The 26,347-nt window shown below is 33.4% G+C and carries 17 protein-coding genes; 4 read left to right on the forward strand and 13 right to left on the reverse strand.

The window, feature by feature from the left end; translation table 11 throughout:
* Window positions 1-120: 120 nt before the first annotated feature.
* The 3 genes from IPO86_13915 to IPO86_13925 all read left to right on the forward strand — a co-directional run bounded on the left by IPO86_13915 (window position 121) and on the right by IPO86_13925 (window position 6,917).
* Complete coding sequence (locus tag IPO86_13915) at window positions 121-3,288, forward strand: histidine kinase (protein ID MBK9729200.1); 3,168 nt, start codon at window positions 121-123, stop codon at window positions 3,286-3,288.
* A gap of 2 nt (window positions 3,289-3,290) precedes the next feature.
* Window positions 3,291-4,040: a response regulator transcription factor gene (locus IPO86_13920; protein MBK9729201.1), complete on the forward strand. Its 750-nt coding sequence runs from the start codon at window positions 3,291-3,293 to the stop codon at window positions 4,038-4,040.
* Between the two features lie 294 nt (window positions 4,041-4,334).
* Window positions 4,335-6,917 carry a serine hydrolase gene (locus tag IPO86_13925; protein ID MBK9729202.1) on the forward strand — a complete coding sequence of 861 codons (2,583 nt, stop codon included), beginning with the start codon at window positions 4,335-4,337 and terminating at the stop codon, window positions 6,915-6,917.
* Between the two features lie 327 nt (window positions 6,918-7,244).
* Here IPO86_13925 and IPO86_13930 read toward each other — a convergent pair whose 3' ends face one another.
* From IPO86_13930 to IPO86_13965, 8 genes are all read right to left on the reverse strand, one after another.
* Window positions 7,245-9,281 (reverse strand): T9SS type A sorting domain-containing protein, encoded by a 2,037-nt coding sequence (locus IPO86_13930; GenBank protein ID MBK9729203.1) that lies wholly within the window; start codon window positions 9,279-9,281, stop codon window positions 7,245-7,247.
* Window positions 9,282-9,389: 108 nt separating this feature from the next.
* Window positions 9,390-9,851 carry an SsrA-binding protein SmpB gene (smpB, locus tag IPO86_13935; protein ID MBK9729204.1) on the reverse strand — a complete coding sequence of 154 codons (462 nt, stop codon included), beginning with the start codon at window positions 9,849-9,851 and terminating at the stop codon, window positions 9,390-9,392.
* Window positions 9,836-10,315 (reverse strand): hypothetical protein, encoded by a 480-nt coding sequence (locus tag IPO86_13940; GenBank protein MBK9729205.1) that lies wholly within the window; start codon window positions 10,313-10,315, stop codon window positions 9,836-9,838. Before IPO86_13940 ends, smpB begins: the two co-directional genes overlap by 16 nt.
* 6 nt (window positions 10,316-10,321) lie before the next feature.
* Window positions 10,322-12,490 carry a S9 family peptidase gene (locus tag IPO86_13945; GenBank protein ID MBK9729206.1) on the reverse strand — a complete coding sequence of 723 codons (2,169 nt, stop codon included), beginning with the start codon at window positions 12,488-12,490 and terminating at the stop codon, window positions 10,322-10,324.
* A complete protein-coding gene (locus tag IPO86_13950) occupies window positions 12,487-13,923 on the reverse strand; it encodes an aldehyde dehydrogenase family protein (GenBank protein MBK9729207.1) in 1,437 nt (478 codons plus the stop codon). The genes IPO86_13945 and IPO86_13950 overlap by 4 nt, the downstream gene beginning before the upstream one ends.
* 122 nt (window positions 13,924-14,045) lie before the next feature.
* Window positions 14,046-15,212 carry an NADP-dependent malic enzyme gene (locus tag IPO86_13955; protein ID MBK9729208.1) on the reverse strand — a complete coding sequence of 389 codons (1,167 nt, stop codon included), beginning with the start codon at window positions 15,210-15,212 and terminating at the stop codon, window positions 14,046-14,048.
* Window positions 15,213-15,656: 444 nt separating this feature from the next.
* Window positions 15,657-17,993 carry a M1 family metallopeptidase gene (locus IPO86_13960; GenBank protein MBK9729209.1) on the reverse strand — a complete coding sequence of 779 codons (2,337 nt, stop codon included), beginning with the start codon at window positions 17,991-17,993 and terminating at the stop codon, window positions 15,657-15,659.
* A complete protein-coding gene (locus IPO86_13965) occupies window positions 17,986-18,570 on the reverse strand; it encodes a HupE/UreJ family protein (GenBank protein MBK9729210.1) in 585 nt (194 codons plus the stop codon). The genes IPO86_13960 and IPO86_13965 overlap by 8 nt, the downstream gene beginning before the upstream one ends.
* Before the next feature lie 18 nt (window positions 18,571-18,588).
* On the opposite strand from IPO86_13965, the gene IPO86_13970 reads away from it, so the two are divergent.
* The gene (locus IPO86_13970; GenBank protein ID MBK9729211.1) at window positions 18,589-19,113 is read left to right on the forward strand and encodes a hypothetical protein; all 525 of its coding nucleotides are present in this window, start codon (window positions 18,589-18,591) and stop codon (window positions 19,111-19,113) included.
* Window positions 19,114-19,171: 58 nt separating this feature from the next.
* Here the strand turns inward: IPO86_13970 and IPO86_13975 are convergent, their stop codons facing one another.
* From IPO86_13975 to secG, 5 genes are all read right to left on the reverse strand, one after another.
* Window positions 19,172-22,600: a T9SS type A sorting domain-containing protein gene (locus IPO86_13975; protein MBK9729212.1), complete on the reverse strand. Its 3,429-nt coding sequence runs from the start codon at window positions 22,598-22,600 to the stop codon at window positions 19,172-19,174.
* A gap of 153 nt (window positions 22,601-22,753) precedes the next feature.
* On the reverse strand, window positions 22,754-24,391 hold the full coding sequence (groL, locus tag IPO86_13980; protein MBK9729213.1) for a chaperonin GroEL: 1,638 nt from the start codon (window positions 24,389-24,391) through the stop codon (window positions 22,754-22,756).
* A gap of 32 nt (window positions 24,392-24,423) precedes the next feature.
* On the reverse strand, window positions 24,424-24,687 hold the full coding sequence (locus IPO86_13985) for a co-chaperone GroES (protein ID MBK9729214.1): 264 nt from the start codon (window positions 24,685-24,687) through the stop codon (window positions 24,424-24,426).
* 353 nt (window positions 24,688-25,040) lie between these two features.
* Window positions 25,041-25,469 carry a hypothetical protein gene (locus IPO86_13990; GenBank protein ID MBK9729215.1) on the reverse strand — a complete coding sequence of 143 codons (429 nt, stop codon included), beginning with the start codon at window positions 25,467-25,469 and terminating at the stop codon, window positions 25,041-25,043.
* Window positions 25,470-26,023: 554 nt separating this feature from the next.
* Window positions 26,024-26,347: a preprotein translocase subunit SecG gene (gene secG / locus IPO86_13995; GenBank protein ID MBK9729216.1), complete on the reverse strand. Its 324-nt coding sequence runs from the start codon at window positions 26,345-26,347 to the stop codon at window positions 26,024-26,026.

A 26,347-nucleotide genomic window follows, 5' to 3' on the forward strand; every position in this document is an offset into this window, starting at 1 on the left:
ATATTTTTATCATTGGCATAAGAACTCCTTTTCCATCTGTCAATAAAAAGATACCGCAGGTCAATTGAAGCCTCCTGTTTTGACTCTTGTAAGCTAAATATTTACTTAACTTTACCTTACATGAAGGAAAGCAGACACCCATTAACAATTTACTTCTTTAAGTTTGTTTTGCTTTCAACGGTATTTTTTCCGAGTCTTGCGAAATCGCAAAATAATAGCTTAAATTTTCAACATCTTACTATTGAAAATGGTTTGTCCGACAATTCCGTAAATTGCATAACACAAGATAACGAAGGGTATATTTGGATCGGTACAGAGTTTGGTTTAAATAAGTATAATGCGTATTCTTCGAAAATTTTTCATCCAGACAAATTAGATTCAGACCTCAATGGTACAAGTCGGATAATATGTGCGTTTAGGGACCAAAAAGGGCGATTATGGTTTGGTGGAAATGGACTCATACTTTGTTATCCAAAAGAAGAGAAATTTATTAAATATCAGTTCGAAAAAGATAATCCAAACAGTCTGAATCATAATGATGTATTCTCGATTATAGAGGATGAATTCAACGACATCTGGATCGGAACAAGATTGGGATTAGCCAAATATAACGAATCTACAAATTCCTTTACCAGATTCATGCATGATACTATTGGAACTGCCACTGAAGTACATGGGCGAAATCGAATTATTGATATGTTTGCCGATAGCCGGGGTAGTCTTTGGATGACTACTTTAATGGGAATCTATCAATTTTCGCTTAAGAAGCACACATTTAAGGAATTTTTGCTGAATAAAAAGCAACGGAATTCCCACAATGCAAATCAATGTACATTTATGACACTTGATAAAAATGGTAGCATTTGGGTTAATTTTTACGCTCAGGGCATTTATAAATTGGATACCTCCACATATCAATTCACACCTTTAAATTTACCTAATATAGAATTCCAGAATGCAACTAAACGAATCGAATTCATAAGGTGCGATTCAAAAGGAAATATTTGGATTGCAAGCACTTTCAATGGTCTGTTATACTTTGATGCCATTACCAAAAACTGGAAACAATACAAACATGATATCTATAATTCAAAAAGTCTTGCCGATAACAAGACAACAACATTTTTTGAAGATTATTCTGGAATGCTATGGATCGGCACTTCAAGTCGAGGTGCGGATCGATTAAGTATGCGGTCAGAAAAATTTACAAAATATATACTTCAACCTGGAAAAACAAACTCCCTCTGTGAAAATGACATCACGAGTGCTTGTGAAGACAAAAATGCAAATCTCTGGATTGGAAGTAAAAATGGCCTTATGTATTTTAATAGAGCCCAAAATTCATTCACATGTTTTAAGCACGACCATAAAAATGTAAACTCAATATCTGATAACTATATAAATTCCATTGCAATTGATAGCTTAAATAATATTTGGGTTGCAACCGACTATGGTGTTAATTACTATAAACCGAAAATAAATAAATGGAAAAGATATTTTTACAATGAATCTAACCCAAATTCTTTACCCGGCAGAACTGCTTATGGACTTACCATTAGAAAAAACGGCGAAGTCTGGATAAACACCAATAGCTTAGTATGCCGTTATCAACCTAGCACTGATAATTTTGAAAACAGGTATAATAATAACATCATCGAAGATTTACCTCATGCATTTTACTCGACGATTTTTGAAGATAGTAAAAATACGATGTGGCTATCTACGACTCGATCAGGAATACTGAATGTAAATGATTCCTTTCATAAAATTCATGCATATATTAATTCAAGTATTTTTAATGCAAATACTGTTCATCAATTTGCTGAAGACTATTTAGGAAATATTTGGATGGCATCTAATAAAGGATTATATTATTGGAAAAGATCAAGTGCCACATTTCATAAATTGATAAGCAATCATGATATTTTAAATGGCGAAATAAAATCTGTTATTATTCCAAACAAAGAAACGCTATGGGTCAGTACCTTAAAAGGTTTAGTGCAAATTAAATTAACAAATACAAATGAAGTAAAACAAATTAAAACATTTACAATTTATGATGGACTTCAAAGTATTGCTTTTAATTCATCTGCTGCATTTCAACTAAGTTCCGGAGAACTATTTTTTGGTGGAATCAATGGATTCAACATATTTAAACAAGATTCAATCTTCTACAATACCTATATTCCCCCAATTTTGCTTTCTTCGTTTAAAGTATTTAATCAAGAAATAAAAATTACAAGAAAAGATCACATTCCAACATCCATTACTTTAAATTATAAACAAAATTTCTTTTCCTTTGAAATGAATGCCCTAAATTATGATTCCCCGGAAAAGAATCAATATGCATATCAATTAAAAGGATTTGACAAAGAAATGAATTTTGCAGGAACCAATAGAATTGCATATTATACCAACGTGCCTCCTGGCAATTATTCACTTTATATTACGGCTTCTAACAATGATGACTTGTGGAATCAAGCCGGAACTACCATCAATATTATAATCACCCCACCATTTTGGCAAACCAATTGGTTTCGTGCTTTCATGCTATTTCTAGTTGGTCTGTGTGCTTATTTACTATATTCATTCCGTATCCGTCATATTAAAAATCTAGAAAAAAATAAAACTGAAATAAACAAACAAATTGCCGAAGCACGTTTAACTGCCTTACGGGCACAAATGAATCCGCATTTCATTTTTAATTCGTTAAATTCAATTCAACAACTTATCTCGGAATCAGAAAAAGAGAATGCTCTAAAATATCTTTCAAAATTTTCAAAACTCATAAGAATTGTTCTTCAAAATTCAAATAAACATTCAAATTTCATATCTAATGAATTGAACCTGTTAGAATTATATCTGGAATTGGAAATATTAAGATTTTCAAATAGATTTACCTACCAATTTAAGATTGACCCAGAAATAAATATTCATACTATTGAAATTCCATCTATGCTGATTCAGCCGTATGTAGAAAATGCTGTGGTGCATGGATTATTAAACAAGAACAATTCCGGACATCTTCAAATAGTCCTAACTAAAAATGAAAATAAAATATACTGCATCATTGAAGATAATGGAATCGGAAGGGCTGCTGCTTCTATAATAAATAACAAAAAGAAAGGCCGACATGAATCCTTAGGCCTTCAAGTGACAAATGATAGAGTGCATATGATTGAAAAAATATCAAATAAAAAAGTAAGCGTATCTATTACAGATTTATTGGATGCCAATGGAAATGGTATCGGTACAAAGGTTACGATTGAAATACCTATTGAATTGTAAGTATGTTGAAAGCAATTATCATTGAAGACGAGCTGCGAAGTATTAAATTACTTGAGAATTTATTAGCAACGTATTGCACCGATGTCCAAATTCAAGGCACTGCAACTACGATTGAAGACGGATATAAACTCATCGTAAATAATTCTCCAGATGTCATTTTTCTAGATATTGAAATGCAAAGTGCAACTGGTTTTGATTTATTAAGTAAATTTAATGAAATTAACTTTGAAATTATTTTTACTACTGCTTTTGAACACTATGCCATAAAGGCCATAAAATTTTGTGCATTGGATTATCTCTTGAAACCAATTGATATTGAGGAATTAAAAACGGCTATTGTAAAAGTTCATTTGACAAGACAAAAAAATCAATTAAATAAAAAATTTGAAGCGTTCATAAATAATATGAATCATACTAAAACGGAACATTTTCAAATCGCATTACCATCTACTGAAGGTCTCAATATCATTCGGATTCAGGATATTATTTATTTAAAATCAGACAGACAATATACTATTTTCTATTTGAATTCCGGCGAAAAAATTATCACATCAAAAAACCTTGGAGAATACGAAGAATTATTATTAGAACATAATTTCTTTCGAGTGCATCATTCTGCAATTATTAACCTAAACGAAGTTAAAAAATATATGCGCGGTGAAGGTGGTGTTGCAGTCATGAGTAATGGCGAGCAAATTGAAGTATCTAAGCGAAAAAAGGAAGCCTTCATTAAAAATTTTTCTAAAAAATAATTAGCGAGCGCTTGAATCCTCTTGTAAAGCAATTTCCACCGCTTGTCAATTGCCACATTTTTAGAATCTCAAAAAGTAGAAATTTGCAATAGCACTGATTCACAATTCGTGATCATATTCAATCAAGCCATATTCAACAGTAGTTATTGAATACCCCTTGAATCATTAGAATCCCCATTTCTGATGATTCAAGCAAAAATTCAGAATATAAATTGCAATGTAGAATTCATTTCAATTAGAATCATTATTCAAGATAATTTAAATAAATATTTAATCACATTAAATTAATAAAATATGAAATCAGCATTGAATGCACTTCTTTTAGTTCTTAGTTTCCAAATTTTATCAGCTCAAACATTTAACCTAAATTTGGCGGCTAAATTAAAAGTAACCTTAGATTCGTTAGTCAGTATATATCCAAACACGAAAGGGATGTCTGCAAGTGTATATTGCCCCGACCAAGGCATTTGGACAGGTGCTAGTGGCTTCTCACATACCGGACAAGTAATTACAACAGATATGCAGTTTGGAATTGCAAGTAATTCCAAATTATTTACAGCGGTGGCACTGCTAAAACTAGCCGAAAATAATATTATAAGCCTGGAGGATTCACTTCATGAGTGGTTGCCAGATTTCGATAATATTGATCACAATGTCACGATCCGTCAACTACTTAACCATACGAGTGGCATCAGTGACATGTTTTCAACCAAGGCCCAACTTGATTCCATAAATAAAAATCCGAATCGAAATTGGACACCTGAAGAAGTGTTGAGTTGGATAGAACCAATGCAATTCTCACCGGGTACTAACTTCTTCTACTCTAACACAAATTATATACTAGCTGGAATGATAGCTGAAAGTGCTACAGGTTTTCATATTTCAAGAATTATTCGCGATAGCATTTTAACACCATTACAATTAGACAGTATTTTCAATGATGTAAAAGAAAATGAAATTGGTCCGATTGCACATAGATGGTTTGGTGGTATTGATTACCATGATACTTCCAGAGTTTCATTAAATACTGCTGGCGGACCTGCAGGTGCTATTTTCTCAAGCTCCAGTGAAATGGCAAAATGGTTTCAAGCACTTATGGATGGTCAGATTTTAAATGCTACTTCATTAGCTCAAATGACAACATTTTTAAAACCTGGAAATTACGGTTTGGGCATTGGCCTCTTTTCATTTTTCGGAAACAGCTGTTGGGGTCATGGTGGCATCACCATTGGATATAAAAGCAGAACCATTTATGATCCCTGTATGAAAACATTCGTTTGTGGTCTTTCAAATTCCAATCCATCTGCTGTAGATGGAATAACAGCATTGCTCTATAAAGTTCTTGTGGATTATTTGCCTGCATGCAGTGGAATAATTCAAGGTGCAACGGTGGTTTGTCAAGGTCAAAAATCAGTCGTTTATTCTGTCCCAATTATCAAAAATGCTACAAGCTATATTTGGACATTACCAAATGGTGCTCTTGGCACTAGCTCCACAAATAGCATTGTTGTCAATTATGGAGTAACTGCTGTCAATGGAATTATATCTGTTAAAGGAGTAAATTCATATGGAGATGGAGCTACTTCTACATTAACAATCACTGTAAACCCACTCCCTATAACAACGATCACTGTAAATGGATCAACAACGATCTGCCAGGGAACTTCAGTGACATTAACTGCAAGTGATGCAAGTGCTTACTTGTGGAATCAAGGCGAAAAAACAAAAAATATACTCGTTTCTAAAGCAGGAAATTACTTCGTTACCAATACAAATGAATATGGATGTAAAGCAACTTCGAATATTACAATAATAAATGTTATCAACACACCTTCCATGCCAGATCAAATCACTGGAAAAAAATTAGCAGTTTGTGCGAATTCTTCAGAAAACTATTCCGTACCAATTGTGAATGGAGTAAATTATTATTGGATTCCACCAACAGGTGCAACGGTAACACAGGGTCAAGGTAGTAACAACATTCAAGTAAATTTTGGTGGCTCATTTACAAATGGAAATTTAGCAGTGGTAATGTATAATACTTGTGGAATAAGTCCAATGCGAAAACTTATGATAAATTCCATTCCTTCAATTCCTGGCAATATTTCAGGTACTCCGTTTCCAACATGTAATTCACCAATCGTTTATTCAATCAAAAAAATTGAAGGTGCAATAGCTTATATTTGGTCAACGAATGTAAATGGCGCAGTAATCACACAAAATCCAAGTCCGGAAGACACCGCAGCTAGCATCGTATTTCCACAATTTATTACTGGAACCGTAAGTGTCAAAGCTACGAATGACTGTGGTTCCGGGCCATCAAGAACGATATCAATTAATGGATCCCCTGCATCAGCGACAAATATATTTGGAAATACCTCTCCTTGCGTTGGCGCAAAAGAATACTATTACATTGCAAAAATTTCGGGTGCAAGTTCTTATAAATGGACGGTGCCTAACGGAAGCAGTATTTTAACGGACCCTAACTTAAATAGTATTCAAGTTCTTATTGGAAATAATGCAGGAGACATTTCTGTCGCTGGAATAAATAGTTGTGGAACAGGCATCTCAAAAAAAATATCAATAATTAAACCCTGTCAAAGCCTCAAGTCGAAGTCAAAATCAGAATACAATCTTTATGCTTTTCCAAATCCTGCAACGGATCAAATTAAGCTTACATTTTTTGGAATTGAATTTGGAACTGGACATCTACAACTTTTTGATACTCGTGGAAGCTTATTACAATCGAAGCATGTATTCATAAATAAAGGTGAAAATCATCATGTTTTCGACTTACACAACTATTCTGAAGGCATTTACACCCTTCGATTAATAACTAATGATACAAATCAAACAGTCAGGATTGTAAAGGAATAAAATCATTGTATCATAATTTATTATGCAATCATAAAAGCTACTTATTAAAAACGATTAAAAGCCATTGAATACATCCTAATTTGCAAACAAAAGATTGATATTAAATTCCTCTAAAGAATGAATCAAGACTTCTTGCAATTTAGGATGCATTCAATGAAATCTCCAATATTAAAAAAGGTGGAACTCAGATATATCGCAACAAATTTGTTGCTGGTAAAAAATAATTAAATTGAAAGAAATACGATACTTCTTATGAAATAAAATTTTAAAAATGAGTATATTATAATTCGTGCTAAATATTGCAAAAAAGTCTATCAATATATACCATTATTCTGCCAACTTAACGATTTTACCGCTATCCAATAATAAACCAAATTTAGTGATTTTATAATAATACAATCCAGCTTCTATTGTTTGATCAAATTGGATTTTAGAAATCGAAGAATTTAAAATTTTTGTCAAAATAATTTTTCCTTGACAATCTATGATCTCCAAATTATAATCACCTGCAATACAATCACATTTTACCGTTATTTCATGAACGAATGGATTTGGATAAACCAGCATTTTATGTTTAGAATTTTCTCCAATAGGATCGCTTTCAGTAGATGGAATCCCTCCATGGAGTGTCAGCATACCATAGGCTGGTATACTGATATTTGCTTGTCCGTTAATTACATTGACGGTAGATGCTTTCCAATAATCATTTTCCTTAGAAACATAGGCATTCAATACAACATTAGTATATGGTAATTTCAAGGTGGTCGTTTGTAAATTTGTACTTGTGTTTAGAATTACAATCGTAATTTTTTTATTTTGATCCTGGGTATATGCACTCGCTACAATTCCATTTCCTCCAAGTACGTTTGCGTTAATCCTAACAGCACCGGGACGGATAAATTTATAAAAATGTTTGGCCGCATTAAATTTTGGGGAACTGTTTCCGCTAGCTTGATTTGACAAACCATATTGACTTACATTTCCATTGCTATCACTATCTGTAAACGTCCAGTAAATCCATGCACTTTCCATACCATTGGTGAGCGCCTGATGAATTCGAATCCCAACACCAAAAGCACCTTCTCCAGGAAAACCAGCTTTAGGATATATCCAATCAGGATATTCGCCAGAAGTCTCTGTCATCCAGGATTTTTTTCCAAGACTAGAAAAGCCTTTAACATTTGCAGGAATGCCAGGAGCTGGACTCGTAGTCCATCCTTTAACCCACCAATCCCACAATCCTGGATTTGATCCGGAAGTACTAACTCCATCACTTGCATATCCATGAATACATAAAAAATCTAAGGCTTTTAATGCTTCAGGATCTGCAGCAATATTCTTCAAATATTGCAAATTTTTATGAACAGGTCCACCATATTCCCACATACCATAGGAATCACCTCCCAATAAATCTTCAGGACCCATGATTCTTATATCTTTTAATTCTGGGTATTTGTCAAATTCGTTTCGAACCACTTTAATCGCCGCAATATATTGTGAAGAAAGTGGATAGGTCATACTACTATAATAAACTTCAAAATTCAATTCGTTCTGAATACTAATAGCATAAAATTTTTGTTGATGGAATCGTTGATAGCCTAAAATATATGCAGCCGTGCTCCTTGCAAATTGCGTTAACGAACTCGTTGGTCCTGTTCCTCCTAAATTTAAATCATTAAAAACTTGCAAAGGAGTATTTGAAACATCTAATCTGCCACCAGAAAAATTACCACCCCAAATAAATGGCCATGGTGAATTAATTACTGGACCCGGCCACCAATTCTCTGGATACCTATTTCCAGAGGAAACTTTAACCCAAGGTAATGGCGACCATATAGAGCCTATTAATTTAAAATCACCTAATTGGTTTATTCGCTGTTTTCCTGTTTGAATCGCAGTATTTACATCATACCGAAAATAGGCAATGTTTTTTTCAATATCGGGTCCCATAACGGCAATAGGTGCAGATCGACCTCCAAATTGTCGGGAATAGTCATTCGGACCAGTATACGTCCTGACACGATTACCCTCGGGTCCATTTGGATTGGATGCATCTTCAAAATTAAAAACACTTTTGACTGATGACCCCATGAACCAAGGTGAAAAACAATTCAAATCAGAATAGGGTGAAACTAATTTAGGAGTCAGATCTACCCTATAAATACTGCATTCTAAATCATCGTAAAACAATTGGTTCCACCAGGATTGATTTATGGAAGCATCACTTTGATGTGCCCCAAAACCATCTATAATTTGATATTTTACAGTATCTGAAATCGTAATGCTCCCAGGCTGGGCGAAATTAGGATTCAAACAAAAAATACAGATCAACAGTAGATTTAAAACTAATTTTTTCAAAAACATAGGATAGAATTTTAAAAAGAAAACCCAAACAATAAATGAGCATAGAAGCTCATTCAATAAGACCCGTAAGATAAACTAAAAGCTGCCTACCATAGGATTATAAACCAATTATCTCAATTTGAAATCTCTCTCAAGGTTTCTCTTTTCATCTTTTTCTTTAATGGATTCCCGCTTATCATACGACTTCTTACCAGAAGCTACAATGATTTCCAATTTCAGTAAACCCCTTTCTGATAAGTACATTTTATAAGGGATCAAGGTTAATCCTTTCTCCGCTATTTTACGTTCAATTTTTCTAATTTCTGACTTATTCAATAACAACTTCCGATCGCGCTTCGGATTATACTCCTTTTCCATACTTTGTTTATATTCTGTTATATGGAAATTTTTAATCCAAACTTCACCTCGTTCAATTATACAATATGCATCACTCATATTTGCATTTCCAGCTTTTATAGATTTTACTTCGCTCCCCGACAATAGAATTCCTGCTTCAAAGGATTGAAGAAAATGATATGAAAAACTTGCTTTCCGATTTATAATTTCTATGCCTTTCACTGTGTCACATATCGAGTGTAATCAAAAACTAACTTCTTGTCACCTGCCAGGTTTGAAATACTTGCAGACATAATATCAAACGCCTCTCTTTTATACTGAACGATTTGTGGGAAATCATGCTGTTCATTGACAAATTTCAATGCCACAATGGGGTCTGGCACCCATTTAAATAATACAGCATTGTTTTTATTCTCTACTAATATTGCCTCAAAAAACCAGGCATCCTTTCCTGTTGAAAAAATGCGCATATTTTCTGTTATGACTGCATAGCCTTTTGATAAATCATATGCAAGTCCTTTATATTCTGTTTGAGATACTTTAATCCATTTTTCGTAAAGCTCCCCATCCTTTTGCTTCCATTTCCCAACGATCCAATCAACCTCAATAGCCTTCTTATTCACGAGTGTTGTTGTACTTCCACAAGAAGCTAAGGTCAATCCCAATATTAATAATAGATATACGTGAAATTTTTTCATAATTAATTAAATTTTTTCTAATACAAATGAAGTCATTTTCGTAAATAAATGAAACTTGACCTTTTGTCCGAATAGGTCATGATTTTGATTAGGATAAAAATAGGTATCAAATTGTTTTTGATTTTTTATTAATGCAGATGCCATTTCCACCGTATTTTGAAAATGCACATTATCATCTGTGAGTCCATGAACTAAAAGCAAGTTTCCTTTTAATTGATCTGCAAAGTTAATAGGAGAATTCTCTTCATACCCATTTTGATTCTCCTTATAATTCCGCATATAACGCTCTGTATAAACCGAACTATACCATTTCCAATTGGTAACGGGTGCAATTGCTATTGCAGCTTTAAATACATCATTTCCTTTTAAAAGGCAAAGGCTTGCAATATACGCACCATAGCTTTTACCAAAAATTCCCATTCTGCTACTGTCAATGTATCTTTGTTTTGCTAAATATCGAGCTACATCTATTTGATCTTCTGTCTCCAATTTTCCTAATTGCAAATACGTCATTTTTTTAAATTCCTGGCCTCTACCACCGGTGCCTCTATTATCGACTATACAAACAATATAATTTTTTTGGGCAAGCATTTGAAACCACCAAAAGAATCCAAAAGAATCCCATTTATCTAATACCTTTTGACTTCCTGGTCCGCCATAACAAAACATCAGGACTGGATATTTTTTATTTACATCAAAAGTGTTTGGCTTTATAATGATCGTGTTTAGATCTACATTTGTCCGATTTCGAATACTTGTAATATCCACTTTTGAAGTTCCAAATTCTTTCAATTTGTCTTGAATTTCAAAGTTATTTTCTAACACAATTTGTTCGATTCCATTGGAATCAACAATTCGATACATTGGAGGACTGGAAATCGTTGAACTAGAAAGTAGAAAATTCTGCATTCCCAAACTCGCCAACAGCTGGTGTGTACCTTCTGTTCTTGTCATATTCGTTTTTGCTCCGTTCTCTAATGAAAGTTTATAGATTTGACGACGCAAGCCGCGATTTTCTGCGAATTGAACAAATACTGTAACCTCCCTTTTATCCAATCCGTAAACTTCCGCAACTTCATTGGTACCATTTGACAATTTTCGAATTAAGCTGCCATTCGAATCATAAAAATAAATATGATTGAAGCCATCCTGCTCACTCGTCCAAAGGAAATTTCCATTTTTTAAAAACCGAAGGTTTTCCTGAATTTCAATATAGTATTTGTTTCTTTCTTCCAACAATGTTTTAAAGCTAGAAGTTTTTGTATTCACAAGAATTAATTTAAGGTAATTCTGAGAACGATTCAGCCAGGTAATACATACTTTATCGTTCTCCTGAGTCCATTGAATTCTCGGAATATAATCATCTTCCCGAATACCTATTTTTATTGGCTTTAATTTTCTCTTCATGACATTATAGTTCCATACACTAAGCCTGGCATTTTTCTCACCAACTTTAGGATATTTAAAAGTATAATCCTCAGGAAAAACCTGACCAGTATAATATTCTAGTTTAAAATCTTCTACTTCTGATTCGTCAAATTTAAGGAAAACAATTTGATCGCCTTCCGGTGACCATTCAAATGCCCGGGTAACAGAAAATTCTTCTTCATAGATCCAATCTGAAGCTCCATTAATTATTGAATTAATAGCCCCATCTTTTGTAATCTGATCAATTTTATTGTCTGTCAAATTTTGAATATACAGGTTGTTTTCATAAACAAATGCAACTTTATCTCCTTTAGGGTTAAAACTTGGGTACATTATTTTCTTTGAAAAATAAAGATTTGTCAATTTTTTAGAATTCAAATTATAAACATAATAAACTCCTGACTTAGAGTATCTATAGATTTGACTCGGTTCTGTTTCCAACAAAACACTGGATTCATCGAAATTGAATTTGTAAGATTCAATTTTATTATATAAAATTCCATTTAAATCAGATTTTGAATCAAACAAAACACTTTCAGATATACCTGTTTTTATATTGTACTTCATTATTTTTGATCCTACAGATTGAGAATAATGAAGTCCATCCTTCATAAAATTAAACCCGGAAGGTTCTTTTAAAGCATAGGTACCCCTTTCATAAATAGCATCCAGCTGAATTTCCTTTGTCTGGGAATAAAGTACATAACTAAGAAAAAATAGTCCGAAAAAAATAAATTTTACTTTCATACTTTACCTAAATATTTAAAAGCAATATTTAATATTTTCACTTTCCAGGAATCAAATGGCGGATAAAAAAAACGAAGTGAATTAATTAATTTCCCTTGTTTGCTAATACCTCGTTTATGAGAAAACGCTTCAAATCCAAAAATTCCATGATTTGAACCCTGGCCACTTTGTTGGTCCCCTCCAAACGGCAAATTAAAATTACAATAATTCAATAAGCAATTATTAATAGTTACACCACCAGATCTTACAGTGTTTAATACCTTTTCAATAAATACTTTCTGCTCACTAAAAATATATAAAACCAAAGGTCGATCCATAGATTGCATTCTATTCAATTCAGGTTCAATAAATTCATACTCGATAATCGGTAAAACGGGTCCAAAAATTTCATCGGCCATACAAGGATGTTCCCATTTTGAATTCATTAATAGCACCGGTTTTATCTTTCTTTGGATTGGGTCACATTGAATTGGTTCAGATAATACTGCTCCTTGATCTAAACAAGATTGAATTAAATTTATCAATCTATCATAATGAATGGGATTTATGATTCCACCATAATCAGAATTATTCATTAAGTTACTGCCATATAAATTTTCAATTGCAACATTCCATTGCAATACAAATTCAGTTTTAAGTGTTTTAGGAATTAAGATATAATCTGGTGCTACACAGGTTTGACCTGCATTAATACACTTGCCATACACAATATCTTTAACGACTTTTTTTAAATTGATAGATTCATCTATAATCAATGGATTCTTTCCACCTAACTCCAGGGTTACCGTACTTAAATTTTCAGCAGCAGCTTTCATAACTTTCTTAGCGGTAGCTTGAGAACCCGTAAAGAAAATATGATTAAATGGAAGTTTTAGCAATATTTCTGCAACCTGGACATCTCCTTTACAAACTATAACTTCATTTGAAGAAAAGGTGTCGGCAATTAACTGTTCGATTACATCTGCTGTATTTTTAGAAATTTCTGAAGGTTTTAAAATAATTTTATTACCTGCTGACCAAGCAGCAATCAATGGGATGATTGATAAATTCACAGGATAATTCCAAGGTGAAATAATCAACACGACTCCTTTGGGTTCCTGTCGAATGTAATGTGAACTACCCAATAACTCCGTTGGGGTGGCGACCATTTTAGGCCTCATCCATTTAGCCAACTCGCGTTTTGCAATTCTTAATTCTAATAAACAAGTCAATATTTCTGAAGTATCAGATTCGAATTCGCATTTATTTAAATCTTGTTTGATTGCTTCTGTTATATGTTGCTTATATTTTAATAATTGGGTTTCCAATCTCTTCAATCCATTCAATCGATATTGTAAATCTGAATTTGGGTTTTTAAAGAATTCAGATTGGAGTTTCCTAAAATTTTGCTGAAGCTTATATTCTAAATTGGTAGCGGTCTCTGTTAATTCCATAATTGATTTCTATTGTAAAGATACATCTATGCCTTGAAGCCAATTAAAAATTTACTTTGCTTCAGTCTCTGCGGAATAGGTAAAATCGATACTTTAGGGTTGAAAATAGATTTATATTGGAATTAATGAGCTGCCTCTGAAACGGCTTTTGCTACTCTATGGGCAATGGTTTCATCCAATGCAGATGGAATAATATTTTCAGGAGTAGGATGCTCTACCGCTGATGCAATTGCAGCAGCTGCCGCAAATTTCATAGATAAGGTAATGCGTTTAGCTTTTGCATGAAGTGCTCCAAGAAAAATCCCTGGAAATGCCAACACATTATTAACTTGATTTGGGAAATCTGATCGTCCGGTACAAACAATGAATGCTCCACCTGCAATAGCTTCCTCTGGTAAAATTTCTGGAATTGGGTTTGCAAGTGCCAATATTAATGGGTCCTTTGCCATAGAACGGATATGTTCCCTATTTAAAAGATTTGCTTTACTTACTCCAATGAAAACATCGGCATCCAAAAGTGCATCATTTATAGTTCCGATCAAATTTCTTGGATTCGTATAAGACAATAATTCTTCTTTTATGTCATTCACCCCCAATCGATTTTTATGAATAATACCCATCGTGTCGCACATCACAATTTCTTTTGCAATGTGTTGATTCGTAGCTTCCCGATCCCGCTTCCCTAAATACCTCGCAATTGCAATACCAGCTGCACCCGCTCCATTAATGACAATTTTCAGGTCTTCCATTTTTCTTCCTGTTAACCGACAATAATTCATAAGCGCGGCTAAAACTACAATCGCAGTGCCATGCTGATCATCATGAAAAACCGGAATTCCTATATCTTGCAGCCGCTCTTCAATTTCAAAGCACCGAGGTGACGAAATATCTTCAAGATTAATTCCACCAAAAACAGGCGCTATATTTTTAACTATTGAAATGATTTCTTCTGTTTTTTGCGTGCTGATACAGATTGGAAACCCATTAATCCCGGCAAATCTTTTAAATAACATCGCTTTTCCTTCCATCACTGGAATCGCTGCGTGGGCCCCAATATTTCCAAGCCCAAGTACAGCAGAACCATCACTTACGATCGCGATCGTATTGCCTTTAATGGTATAATCATAAACTTTCGATGGATCTGTATGGATCTCTTCACAAGGTGCTGCGACCCCTGGAGAATAAGCTAATGACAAATCATCCTTTGTCCGAATGTCCAACTTATTTTCAACTGTAATCTTTCCACGCAATTCCTTGTGTAAATGAATGGAACGCTCGAATATATCCATAGAAGCCATATATCACAAAAATATTGCCATAATTGGATTACTGGTTATAGTATTAAATATCCTTCTGTTAAAAGTTGATAAACCTTTGGATTAAATTTTGAAATAATTTACACAAATAGCTGATAATGTGACTACTAAAATGATATTTTCGTCCAAAATCTAAATTTGTACCGCGAAATAATATTCAAGCTTAGGATCCATTTATTATACTATTCAATACGATATAGCACTATTTAAAAATTAAGCATCTAAACTTTACTTAGTATTTCTCCTATAAATTTCACATTTCCAAATTACAATTTTATCAATATGTAAAAAATATTGAATGAATTCTTCGGTTGGATTACTGAAAATTGAATTTGAATAAATCAAAATGAAGTTTCATCCATTTCTCATTGCATTTACCGCACTTGATTTTTCATAATGAATCCACCTAAAGACATTTCAATTTCCAACTTTAGATTTTTTTTCAAGCTGCATAATATTCGTACCGCCACCACCTCTTCGTCTCCTATTTTCCTTTTCCCTTTTGAATATATCAATCCGGGTTGGAGCTAATTCAATATTCCATTGATTGTTTGTCAAATCAATATCGGCTGTTTCTTTAAATGGATCCAATTGAATAGATTTTACTGGTTTTGTTCGGATAAATGTTTTTGTAACTTCGTTTTCATTTTTTCTCCAAATTTGAACATTTAAACGTTCATCTTCATAGGTTCCATCTGTATAATTCCAACGCAAAATAATGGGCATAACCATTCCACCTTTATTAGAAAATTGAATTTCATATAAAAAACAACTATCCATGGAATTCTGACTTTCAATATTTGAAATTACTGGATTATACTTCAGTTTCTTTTTCTCATTGAGATTATGATAATAATAAAAATCCCGCAAGGAAGTATCCTGATCAATTAAAAAACGCATCCCCGATTTCCGGTTTAGGTATTTCGTAATAGATTCATTGGATTCTTCTGTTTGCATATAATAATTTGTTACTCTTGGTGCCGGCATTACATCTGCAATTCCAAATTTTACGGAGTCAATGGAAATATCACAAGGTTCAATATCATAAAACCAAGCTCTCCAAAACCAATCCAGATCAGTACCTGATGCATCTTCCAGGGTCCTGAAAAAATCAGCTGGTGTTGGATGATGGAATGCCCACCGATTTGCATAGGTTTTAAAAGCATGATCAAATAATTCTCGACCTAATATAGTTTCTCTTAAAATATTTAATCCGGCAGCTGTTTTTGCATAGGCATTTGAACCAAAATGAATCAGGTTTTCACTATTGGTCATAATAGGTTCTAATTGTTCTCTAGGCAGTTTCATATAATCAACAATTTTACTAGCAGAACCCCGATCTGTTGGATGGTCATTATCAAATTCTTCCTGAGTTAAAAACTGAACAAATGTATTAAGTCCTTCATCCATCCATGTCCATTGACGTTCATCGCTGTTTATTATCATGGGAAAAAAGTTATGACCCACTTCATGTATGATTACACCAAGCATACCATTTTTAGTGCCTTCTGAATAAGTACCATCTTTTTCAGTTCTTCCAAAATTAAAACAGATCATTGGATACTCCATACCATTATTTGCCTCCACTGAAATTGCAACAGGGTAAGAATATGGAATCGTATATTTAGAATAAGTACGAATGGTATGGGCAACGGTCTTCGTAGAATATTTCCGGTATAATCCATATGCCTCCTTTGCATAATAACTCATACACATTACTTGTTTTCCATCAACATTTATTGGCATCGCATCCCATATGAATTTTCGGGAAGAACCCCAGGCAAAATCCCGAACATTCACAGCTTTATAAATCCAGGTTTTTGTCTCTTTTGATTTTTTCGCTTCAGCGGCTTTTGCTTCATCCAAAGTTACAATTTCCAATACCTCCTTACTTTTTTGGGCTTGCTGCCATCTTGAATACTGTGCTTTTGTCAATACATTTTTATAATTTTCACATTGTCCTGTTGCAGCAATTATATGATCAGCAGGAACCGTTAATTCAACATGATAATTCCCAAAAGCAAGAGCAAATTCAGCTCTACCTGTAAATTGCTTGTTTTGCCAACCTTGAAAATCAGAATAAACACACATTCTGGGAAACCATTGAGACATGGTAAATAAGTGATTTCCATCTTCTTTAAAAAATTCATAACCACCTCTGCCACCTAAACTCATACGATCCGGAATCCTATAATTCCATTTAATAAAAAATTTGATTTTCTTGCCTGGCAATAATGTTTTTGGCAAATCAATCCGCATCATTGTTTGATTTACGAAATAATTTAATTTCCTGCCATTCTCATCGGTAACTTGTTCTATATTAACTCCATACCCTTCCAAAGATGCCCTTTTATCAACGCGCTCTAAATCATTCTGAGAAATGGGCGCTTCCAATTTACTTTCATTGGATTCATAATTACTCGGAACTGTTGGATGATGTTCATTTTCATCTAATTGGAGCCATACATATTGAAGTTTATCTGGTGAATTATTATAATATGTAATCCATTCAGATCCAAATAATTTAGTTTTTTGTTCGTCCAATTTTGCTTGGATCTTATAATCAGCCCTCATTTGCCAATACTGATTTCCAGGGGACCCCGATGCAGTTCTATAAGGATTCGCATCTGGCAATATAAAACCTAATTGTTCGAATTTATTGCCATGATTTGATCTTGGATTATTCCTAATATTCTGGCATACAGCTTTAGAAAAAGCACCAACTAACAGTAAAACAATACAAAATTTATTCATAATTTAAAATCCTTTTAAGGAGCATTTGAAGAGCCCAAAGCAAAATTACGAAAGTTATCGTAGTTGTAATTATTTTTTCTTTCGACTTCCAAAAACTGATTAAAATAAATTTTAATATCAAGACAAACAAGACGATTATTATTTGACCTGCTTCCAACCCTAGATTAAAATAAAATAAAGGCAGTAGGATGCTCTCCTGATGTCCAAGCATTGATTTTAACAAATAAGAAAAACCAAGACCATGGACACACCCAAATAATACGACAGTCAAATACCTCCCCGAAATATCCGTTTGATTGCGTTTTAAATCTAAAAGGTTGAAAATGCTACTTATTACAATAGTTAAAGCAATACAAACCTCTACAAATGACCTTTGCAATTGGATCCAGTCAAACACACTCATCGCAAGGGTCAAAGAATGTCCTATTGTAAATGCCGTGACCAGAAATAATAGCGGTTTCCAATCCCGATAACTAAACAAAATAGATAAGACCAAAATAAATAAAATGTGATCGTAGCCATTTAAATCAAGGATATGCTCTGCTCCCGTCCGAAACCATAGTTGAAAATCATCCATTCCATGTATTTTTGTAGGATGCAAATTACAAAAAACAAATTCTTATTAAATTGCTTCGTCCTGATATTCATCAGCCTTGGTTCTTTGGCATTTTGTTTTAAGTTTCATCCCTTTTACTTAAGCGTTACTGAAATTCATTATAATGAATCGACAAAAAAAATTGAAATTAGTGCAAAGTTATTTATAGATGATTTTGAAAAAACCTTGGCTCAAACGTATAAAGTACCCATTGATTTAATCCATCCTAAAGATGAAATTTTCTTACAAAATAAAATAGAATCCTATATACAATCCAGATTATCCATTTCCTGTGATAAACAAATTCTAAATTTGATTTATTTGGGTTCTGAAATTGAAGAGGATGTAATTTGGTGCTATTTTGAATCGAAAGAAATCAACAAACCAAAATTAATTTCTGTTTCAAACTCCTTACTTTATCAATTTATAGAAAGCCAAATTAATATACTTCATTTAACGATTGGTAAATCTAAAAAGAGCTATAAATTAGAAAATCCAAATTCAACAGTTGATTTTATATTTTAAATCAACTTAAAAGTTAAATAAAAAATCCTTTCGGAGATATTAATCACAAGCTAAAAAATTAAATTTTAATTAATTTTCTGGAGTATATAGTATCCCCTTGTAAAATTTGAATAATATATGAACCCGATACGAATTGATCCAAATTCCATTTCAAAATTTGAAAATCATTTTTTGGTTGAATTTGATTTTCATAAATAGTCTTACCATCCATCGTTCTTACAAAGAGTCGAACAAGATCTGAATTATGATTTTGGAACTCAATTTGCACATTTGAACTTGTCGGATTCGGTGAAATACTTAATAAGGATGCTTTGTCAATTTGTTTGGTACCTACCGGTTGTGCAACTACAAAATCATATTGAAATCCGGCACCAAAATCTGAATTAAAATTCTTAATTGGCAACACTACATTATTCACTTTCCGCATCATTCGTGCATTCCCATTGCCATTCCCTGCATAAAACCAAAAATACAAACCATCGTGTGAAGCATCATTCACGTATAATGTATAGCAACCTGCCGGCAACAATAATTCATCTCGATAAGAAGTATTTATTGCCATATTTGAACGTTCCAACACGGTTACACCCTGACTATTTACGATTTTATAATCATTATCCTGCGGAATATTATTTGTTTTAAAATCAAAAAATAAATTCACTGCATACCGATCAACCATTTTAAATGGAGTGACTTTTTTATTATTCAAAATATCCGCATCCTGGATTGAATTTATTTCCGTAATTTCAACTTCGAAGACAAATAAACTATCCAATCCAGGATTCCAAAAATTAATATTTTGAACTGGTAATTCAATTTGTATTTCCTGTAATGAATTTAGCGTACCATTCCAGATGTAGGTTTCTTTTATTCCATTTTTTATTCCGTAAACAAGTTTGAGATTAGAAATTAGATCGCTACCACTATTTCGCACTAATACGGTAGGTGAGTTACACGATGGATTTAATCTATCAAACTCAACACGACCCGAACTTGGCCTTATAATTTCTTGCAAACTTGCATCTAACTTATGGTTTAAATCTCCATATGCAACAATTTGACTTGAGACCAAATAATTTGCTTGGTCTAGCTGAGGAGGCTCTAAACCATAATCAATAAGTACTTCATTTCCAGGAGCGGATAGACTTGTAATATCAAAACTAGTTAATTGAGAAGGCGCACCAGGGCACCAACCTGCTCTATCAAAAATCCAAGTTCCCCCTTGAGGATATATAGGATTCCAGGCGCATTCTTTCCAAACCGTAAATGGAAATTTCTTATTGCTATTACCATTAACAGTCACAAAGTGGTTCCTTGGTGTAAATTCTCCATTCTGCTCGTGACCTGTAATTGAAAACCGAAGTTTATAATTTTTAGATGCCGGGTTCAATAAAATTTTACGAGGTTCAAATCGACTGTTATTCAAAATCTCTGAAAAATAGCCTCTTTGAAATGTCCAGATATTGGATATATCGATTACATTTCGTTCAGGTGTTCCTTTTATAAATACAAATTTTAAATCAATCTCCTCTTGATTTTCACCACCTAATTCCATGGAAATTAATTTATTCCCTTTTAATATTGGTGTAAAATCAGTAACATCAAAAACAAAGGTTTTTCCATCCTTTCCTAAATCCAGATTATTTCCATAGGGTGTAACCAATGACAACAATTCAAATTTCGCAGGAGTCTTATTAAAATATTTTAAATTCGAAATTTCTAAGAGATCTTCCGGTTCAATAAAATTAGATTCTGCAATATCTCCATTCTCAAATCGAATATTATCATCTGCAGCAGCATAAATATAAAATACAGAATCCAGGATTAAATTATTTTGTACGACTTTATATTGAAGTACTTTTCTAGGTCCATTTGGTATTGAATCCTGCACATTTATATTGGTTATTTTAGATCCTGAATAAACACCTTGAATAAAACTGATATTCGGTCTATCATTGGATGCTGTAAAATTCAGCATGGATTTATCACCTCGCTCCTGATGTCTAATTAGTGGAGTTGGCAAAAGTAAATTATCCGGATCTTTTGATTTATCATTAATAATCGCTGGGTTTGCATCTTGAAAATCATAATAATAAATAAGTGAAGCATATGCAGGATGCGATGCCTGAATTGTTTTATTTTTCCATAGATTAATGGTAGTAGAATCCAGGACTTTATTCCATACAGACAATTCCCTCATTCTTCCATAAAATGGGCCTTGATAACTTGCTGGAGCCCCAATGGTTAAACTCGATAATTGAATTGGGTTAAATTTGGCAATTCCACTTTGCCATAATTCTCCATTTCGGTATATTTTCATTTCACCAGTGAGTGCATTTTTAGTAAATGTCCAATGGATCCACTGGGACTCATAGTCTGAAACCGTTGCTGTTTTTTCAATTCTATCATAGGATCCATTTTTAGAACCACAATCGAAATAAATACCTCCATTACTCCAGGGCAAATGGATATTTAATGCACGTTGACCTTTATTGTCTAAGCCTTCCAAAATACTTCCATTACTTGGCTGTAAGTGTGCTGTGCCAAAAGACCAAAAACTAAGGGTTAGTTCGTTTGAAATATTCATTAACTTAGAAGCAGTAGATGTAGCACCTACACCATCCCAAACAATAGATTGTTCTTTACCGAAAGCAGAAATTGAAAACTGATTTGAACCGGCATCATGGAATAAAAATTTAGGAGGATTCACTTGGTTGAATTCGGTATAACTTAGATCTACTAAAATTGAAGAAGATCCATTCCAAGTAAATGGATTATAAAACTGTAAACGGTTTAAACCTACGATTTTAAACTCTGTATCTTTATAATAGACTTCAGTGAATCCTTCTACATCCGGAACATTTTCGGATAAAGTCGACTTAGCAACAGCTTTTATCCGAATTCTCAAATGCGGTAATTTATTTCCAATATTAGCAACCTGGAGATCTATTCCTGTTAATGTACCTGCTTTTGCCCCAGCATTCAGTAATTCCTGAGCTGTAAATAAATACTGTGATCTAAAGCTGCCATCTTTAGTTTCCAGCGCTTGGACTTTCGTTCCATTTCCTATCATTCGCTTTTGCTCAGATACAATTGCTGTGTAGGTGGCATCTTTTTGAATCAACCGATAAAAAGTATTCGTCGGTATTGTAGTATAATAAAATTGAAGACCATTAAATCCTGAAATAACGTAATTTCCAATGGTAGAAACACTGCTATCTAACTTTGTACTATCTGTAATAAAGGTATTGCAACTATAATCCCATTCATAACAACCGACACTGCCAACACCCACCCGAGCCCCATGACATCGCATATTATAATACATTAAGATTTTGCGATATGTTTGAGAAGGATCATCCGGGAACTGAAATACCCCTCTTCGGCTATTGTTATCCCAGGTAAAGGTCTGTATCGTAATGCTATCTTGACTGAATAAGCAAGAAACAAATGAAAAGCTTACAATAAATAATAATAAATATTTCATACGGTATGAATTGATAGAAGGTAAAATTAATTCCAAAATGGAAATAATTTCTTTAAAGTTGGAAATTGAACAAAAGCTTGAATTTAGTTATAAAAAAAAGTCCCGCCGAAATGGCAGGACTTTTTACTTATATTTCTAAATCTAATGAAAATATTACATCATTCCATCCATTCCACCACCACCATGGTGATGACCGCCACCGCCTCTATCTTCTTTAGGCTTATCATTCACAACACACTCAGTCATTAAAATCATTCCTGCAATGGAAGCCGCTTTTTCTAAAGCTATTCTTGTAACCTTCGTTGGATCAATAACACCTGCCTTTTTTAGGTCTTCATATTCACCTGTTCTGGCATTAAATCCATAGGAACCTCTTTTAGCAGAAACATTCATAAACACTACTGAACCTTCTACCCCTGCGTTCTCTGCGATTACCCGGATTGGTGATTCCAAAGCTTTTTTCACAATCTCGATTCCGATATTTTCATCATCATTGATTGTTTTGGTTTTTGCCATAGAAGCGATTGCTCGTACTAAAGCAACTCCACCTCCAGTTACAATTCCTTCTTCAACAGCTGCACGGGTAGCATGTAAAGCATCATCCACGCGATCTTTCTTTTCTTTCATTTCAACTTCCGTAGCTGCACCAATATTTAATACCGCAACACCTCCAGCTAATTTTGCCAAACGTTCCTGTAGTTTTTCTTTATCATAATCAGAAGTAGAGGATTCAATTTGTTGTTTAATCTGATTGATACGAGCCTCTATCATTTTCTTTTGGCCTTTACCTTTTACGATAATAGTATTGTCTTTATCAACTGAAATTTTCTCACAAGTACCTAAATGATCCAATTCCGTATTTTCTAATTTATAGCCTTTTTCATCAGAAATTACAGTACCATTTGTGAGAATAGCAATATCTTCCAACATTGCTTTTCTTCGATCACCAAATCCTGGTGCTTTTACTGCAATAACTTTTAAACCACCGCGCAATCTATTCACAACTAAAACTCCTAGAGCTTGAGAATCTACATCTTCCGCAATAATTAATAATGGTTTTCCAGTTTGAACAACTTTTTCTAATATCGGAAGCATTTCCTGCATATTAGAAATCTTTTTATCATAAATCAAAATTAATGGATTCTCATATTCTGCTGTCATGCTTTCTGCATTGGTAACAAAATACGGACTCAAATAACCACGATCAAATTGCATCCCTTCAACTACATCAACGGTGGTTTCTGTTCCTTTCGCTTCTTCAACAGTGATAACACCATTGATTCCTACTTTTTTCATTGCATTCGCAATTAACTCACCAATAAGTTCGTCGTTGTTAGCTGATATAGAACCTACTTGTTTAATTTTACTAAAATCATTTCCGATTTGTTCAGATTGTTTTTTCAAGTCTGCTATAACGGTTGCAACTGCTTTATCAATTCCACGTTTTAAATCCATTGGATTTGCACCGGCAGCAACATATTTCATTCCAGCGGTAACCATTGCTTGCGCTAAAACAGTTGCTGTAGTGGTTCCATCTCCGGCAAGATCATTTGTTTTAGAAGCAGCTTCTTTTAATAACTGCGCACCCATATTTTCTATTGGATCTTCTAGCTCAATTTCTTTAGCTACAGTAACTCCATCTTTGGTTACTTGAGGTGCACCAAAACTTTTTTGAATTACAACATTTCTTCCTTTCGGACCTAATGTTACTTTAACAGCATTTGCCATTTGATCAATACCCGATTTTAATTTTTCACGGGCATCTGAATTAAAGCTTATTTCTTTAGCCATATTGTTTCGATTTTATTGTATTATAAATTGAATTAAATAATGATTAGGATATCGTCTTCTCTCATGATAAGATAATCCTGTCCTTTGTAATTAAATTCCTGACCTGCATATTTACCATAAAGTACAAAATCGCCTTTGTGAACAGTCATTAAATTTCCGTCTTTTCCTGGTCCAACGGCAATTACTTCTCCTCTCAGTGGTTTCTCCTTAGCTGTATCTGGTATTATGATACCGCCTTTGGTTTTCTGTTCAGCCGGAGCCGGTTTAATTACTACACGGTCGTTAATTGGCTTCATATTATAAAATTTTTTAATAAGTTAAATGATTAAATTTGTTTCGACTACACTCACCTATCATAGATTGTGCCACCCGAAAAATCGGGTTGTTTTGGCAGTCTTTTGTGCCAGAATGCTGAAAATTTATAATTTTTCTTGAATCTTTGAGGACAAATTGGCATATAAAATGAGCTTGCTTGCTCCATTTTTAAGGCTCTATACAAAATTCAAGTTTTCAATTCTTTGATTTTTTACGAATAAAGTAAACCATATTCTGATATAATCCCGGATCCTATATAAATACCATTTAAGTTTAGAGAGCACATAAATTGCACCAATACAAACTTGCAAAACCTATGCTAGAATTTGAAATTTTATACAATATCCTTACTAAAATACCGCGTAGAGATTAAACTTATAAACACGAAACCTATACACACAATTGGCGGCAGAAATGTAAATACCAACATTACGATAAAAGCAATACCGAATATGAAACAATATATATTTAAAACTCCGGTCATGACTTGTTTCGTCAAATTACATTTAAAAAGATAGAATAATAAAATGCCACCAAACAAACAGATTAAAGTAAAACATGCACTCACAGATAAAAAGATTTCATGAAATGTTCGAACAAATCCAGCACCCATATCCATTTGATAATTATTCATTAAATCTAATAATTGCCGCTCAGAATCATTTGCAGGTTCAGGTTTAGCAAAAAAACTTAAGGAATGGAAAATTGCTGATAGGAATAGAAATACCAAAGAGCTTACTATTGAAATACGATAGCCTTTCATTGTGTTTACTTTACATAAAATTACATTTTCCAAATCAAAAATATAAATAAAATTCAAAATCCTTTAAAGGCTACCTATGATGGTAGCGGAAAATCATTTAAAAACAGAAAAAATTAATTCGCCGAACCATGCGCTGTTGGTTGGTAAGGTATTCCATATTTCATTGTGCAATAAGCCAAATTTACCGCACTATTTTTATGATTAACAAATAAATCCATGAGCCCATTATAATTGCTGTGCATGATTCAGAAATAATCAAGAGTCTAATGATTAATGGTCAATGATCAGTAGTCAAATGATCAATAGTCAAATGATCAATAGTCAAATGGTCAAATGGTCGATAGTCAAATGATTAATAGTCAAATGGTCAATAGTTAAATGATCAATACTCAAATGGTCAATAGTCAAATGATCAATACTCAAATGGTCAATAGTCAAATGATCAATAGTCAAATAATCAACTAGACAAAGGAGCAAATTTCATCTGTCTTCAATAAAATTTTAAAATACGATTAAAATTGCCGAAAGAAAATTCGTTTCTTAGAAGCCAATTTTTACTTAGGATCACTTGTTGGCGGTTGAACAGGCTGCTCTGCAGGTTGTTCCGTAGGTGTTTCCTCCCCTGGTTGTGAATTTCCGATATTTCCACTAGCAGAAGACATAATCGCAGCAACGATACATAAAGCAATTAAAATACCGGCTAACCACCATGTTAACTTTTCAACAAAATCAGCTGATCTGGCAGCTCCAAACATTTGGTTGGCACTCTGACCTCCAAATGTAGAATCTACACCACCTCCTTTTGGGTTCTGAATTAATACAACCCCAATTAGGAGGATACAATCTAATGCAATCAATATTGTAATAAAAGTCAACAT

This window comes from Saprospiraceae bacterium, assembly GCA_016717265.1.
GTDB lineage: Bacteria > Bacteroidota > Bacteroidia > Chitinophagales > Saprospiraceae > Vicinibacter.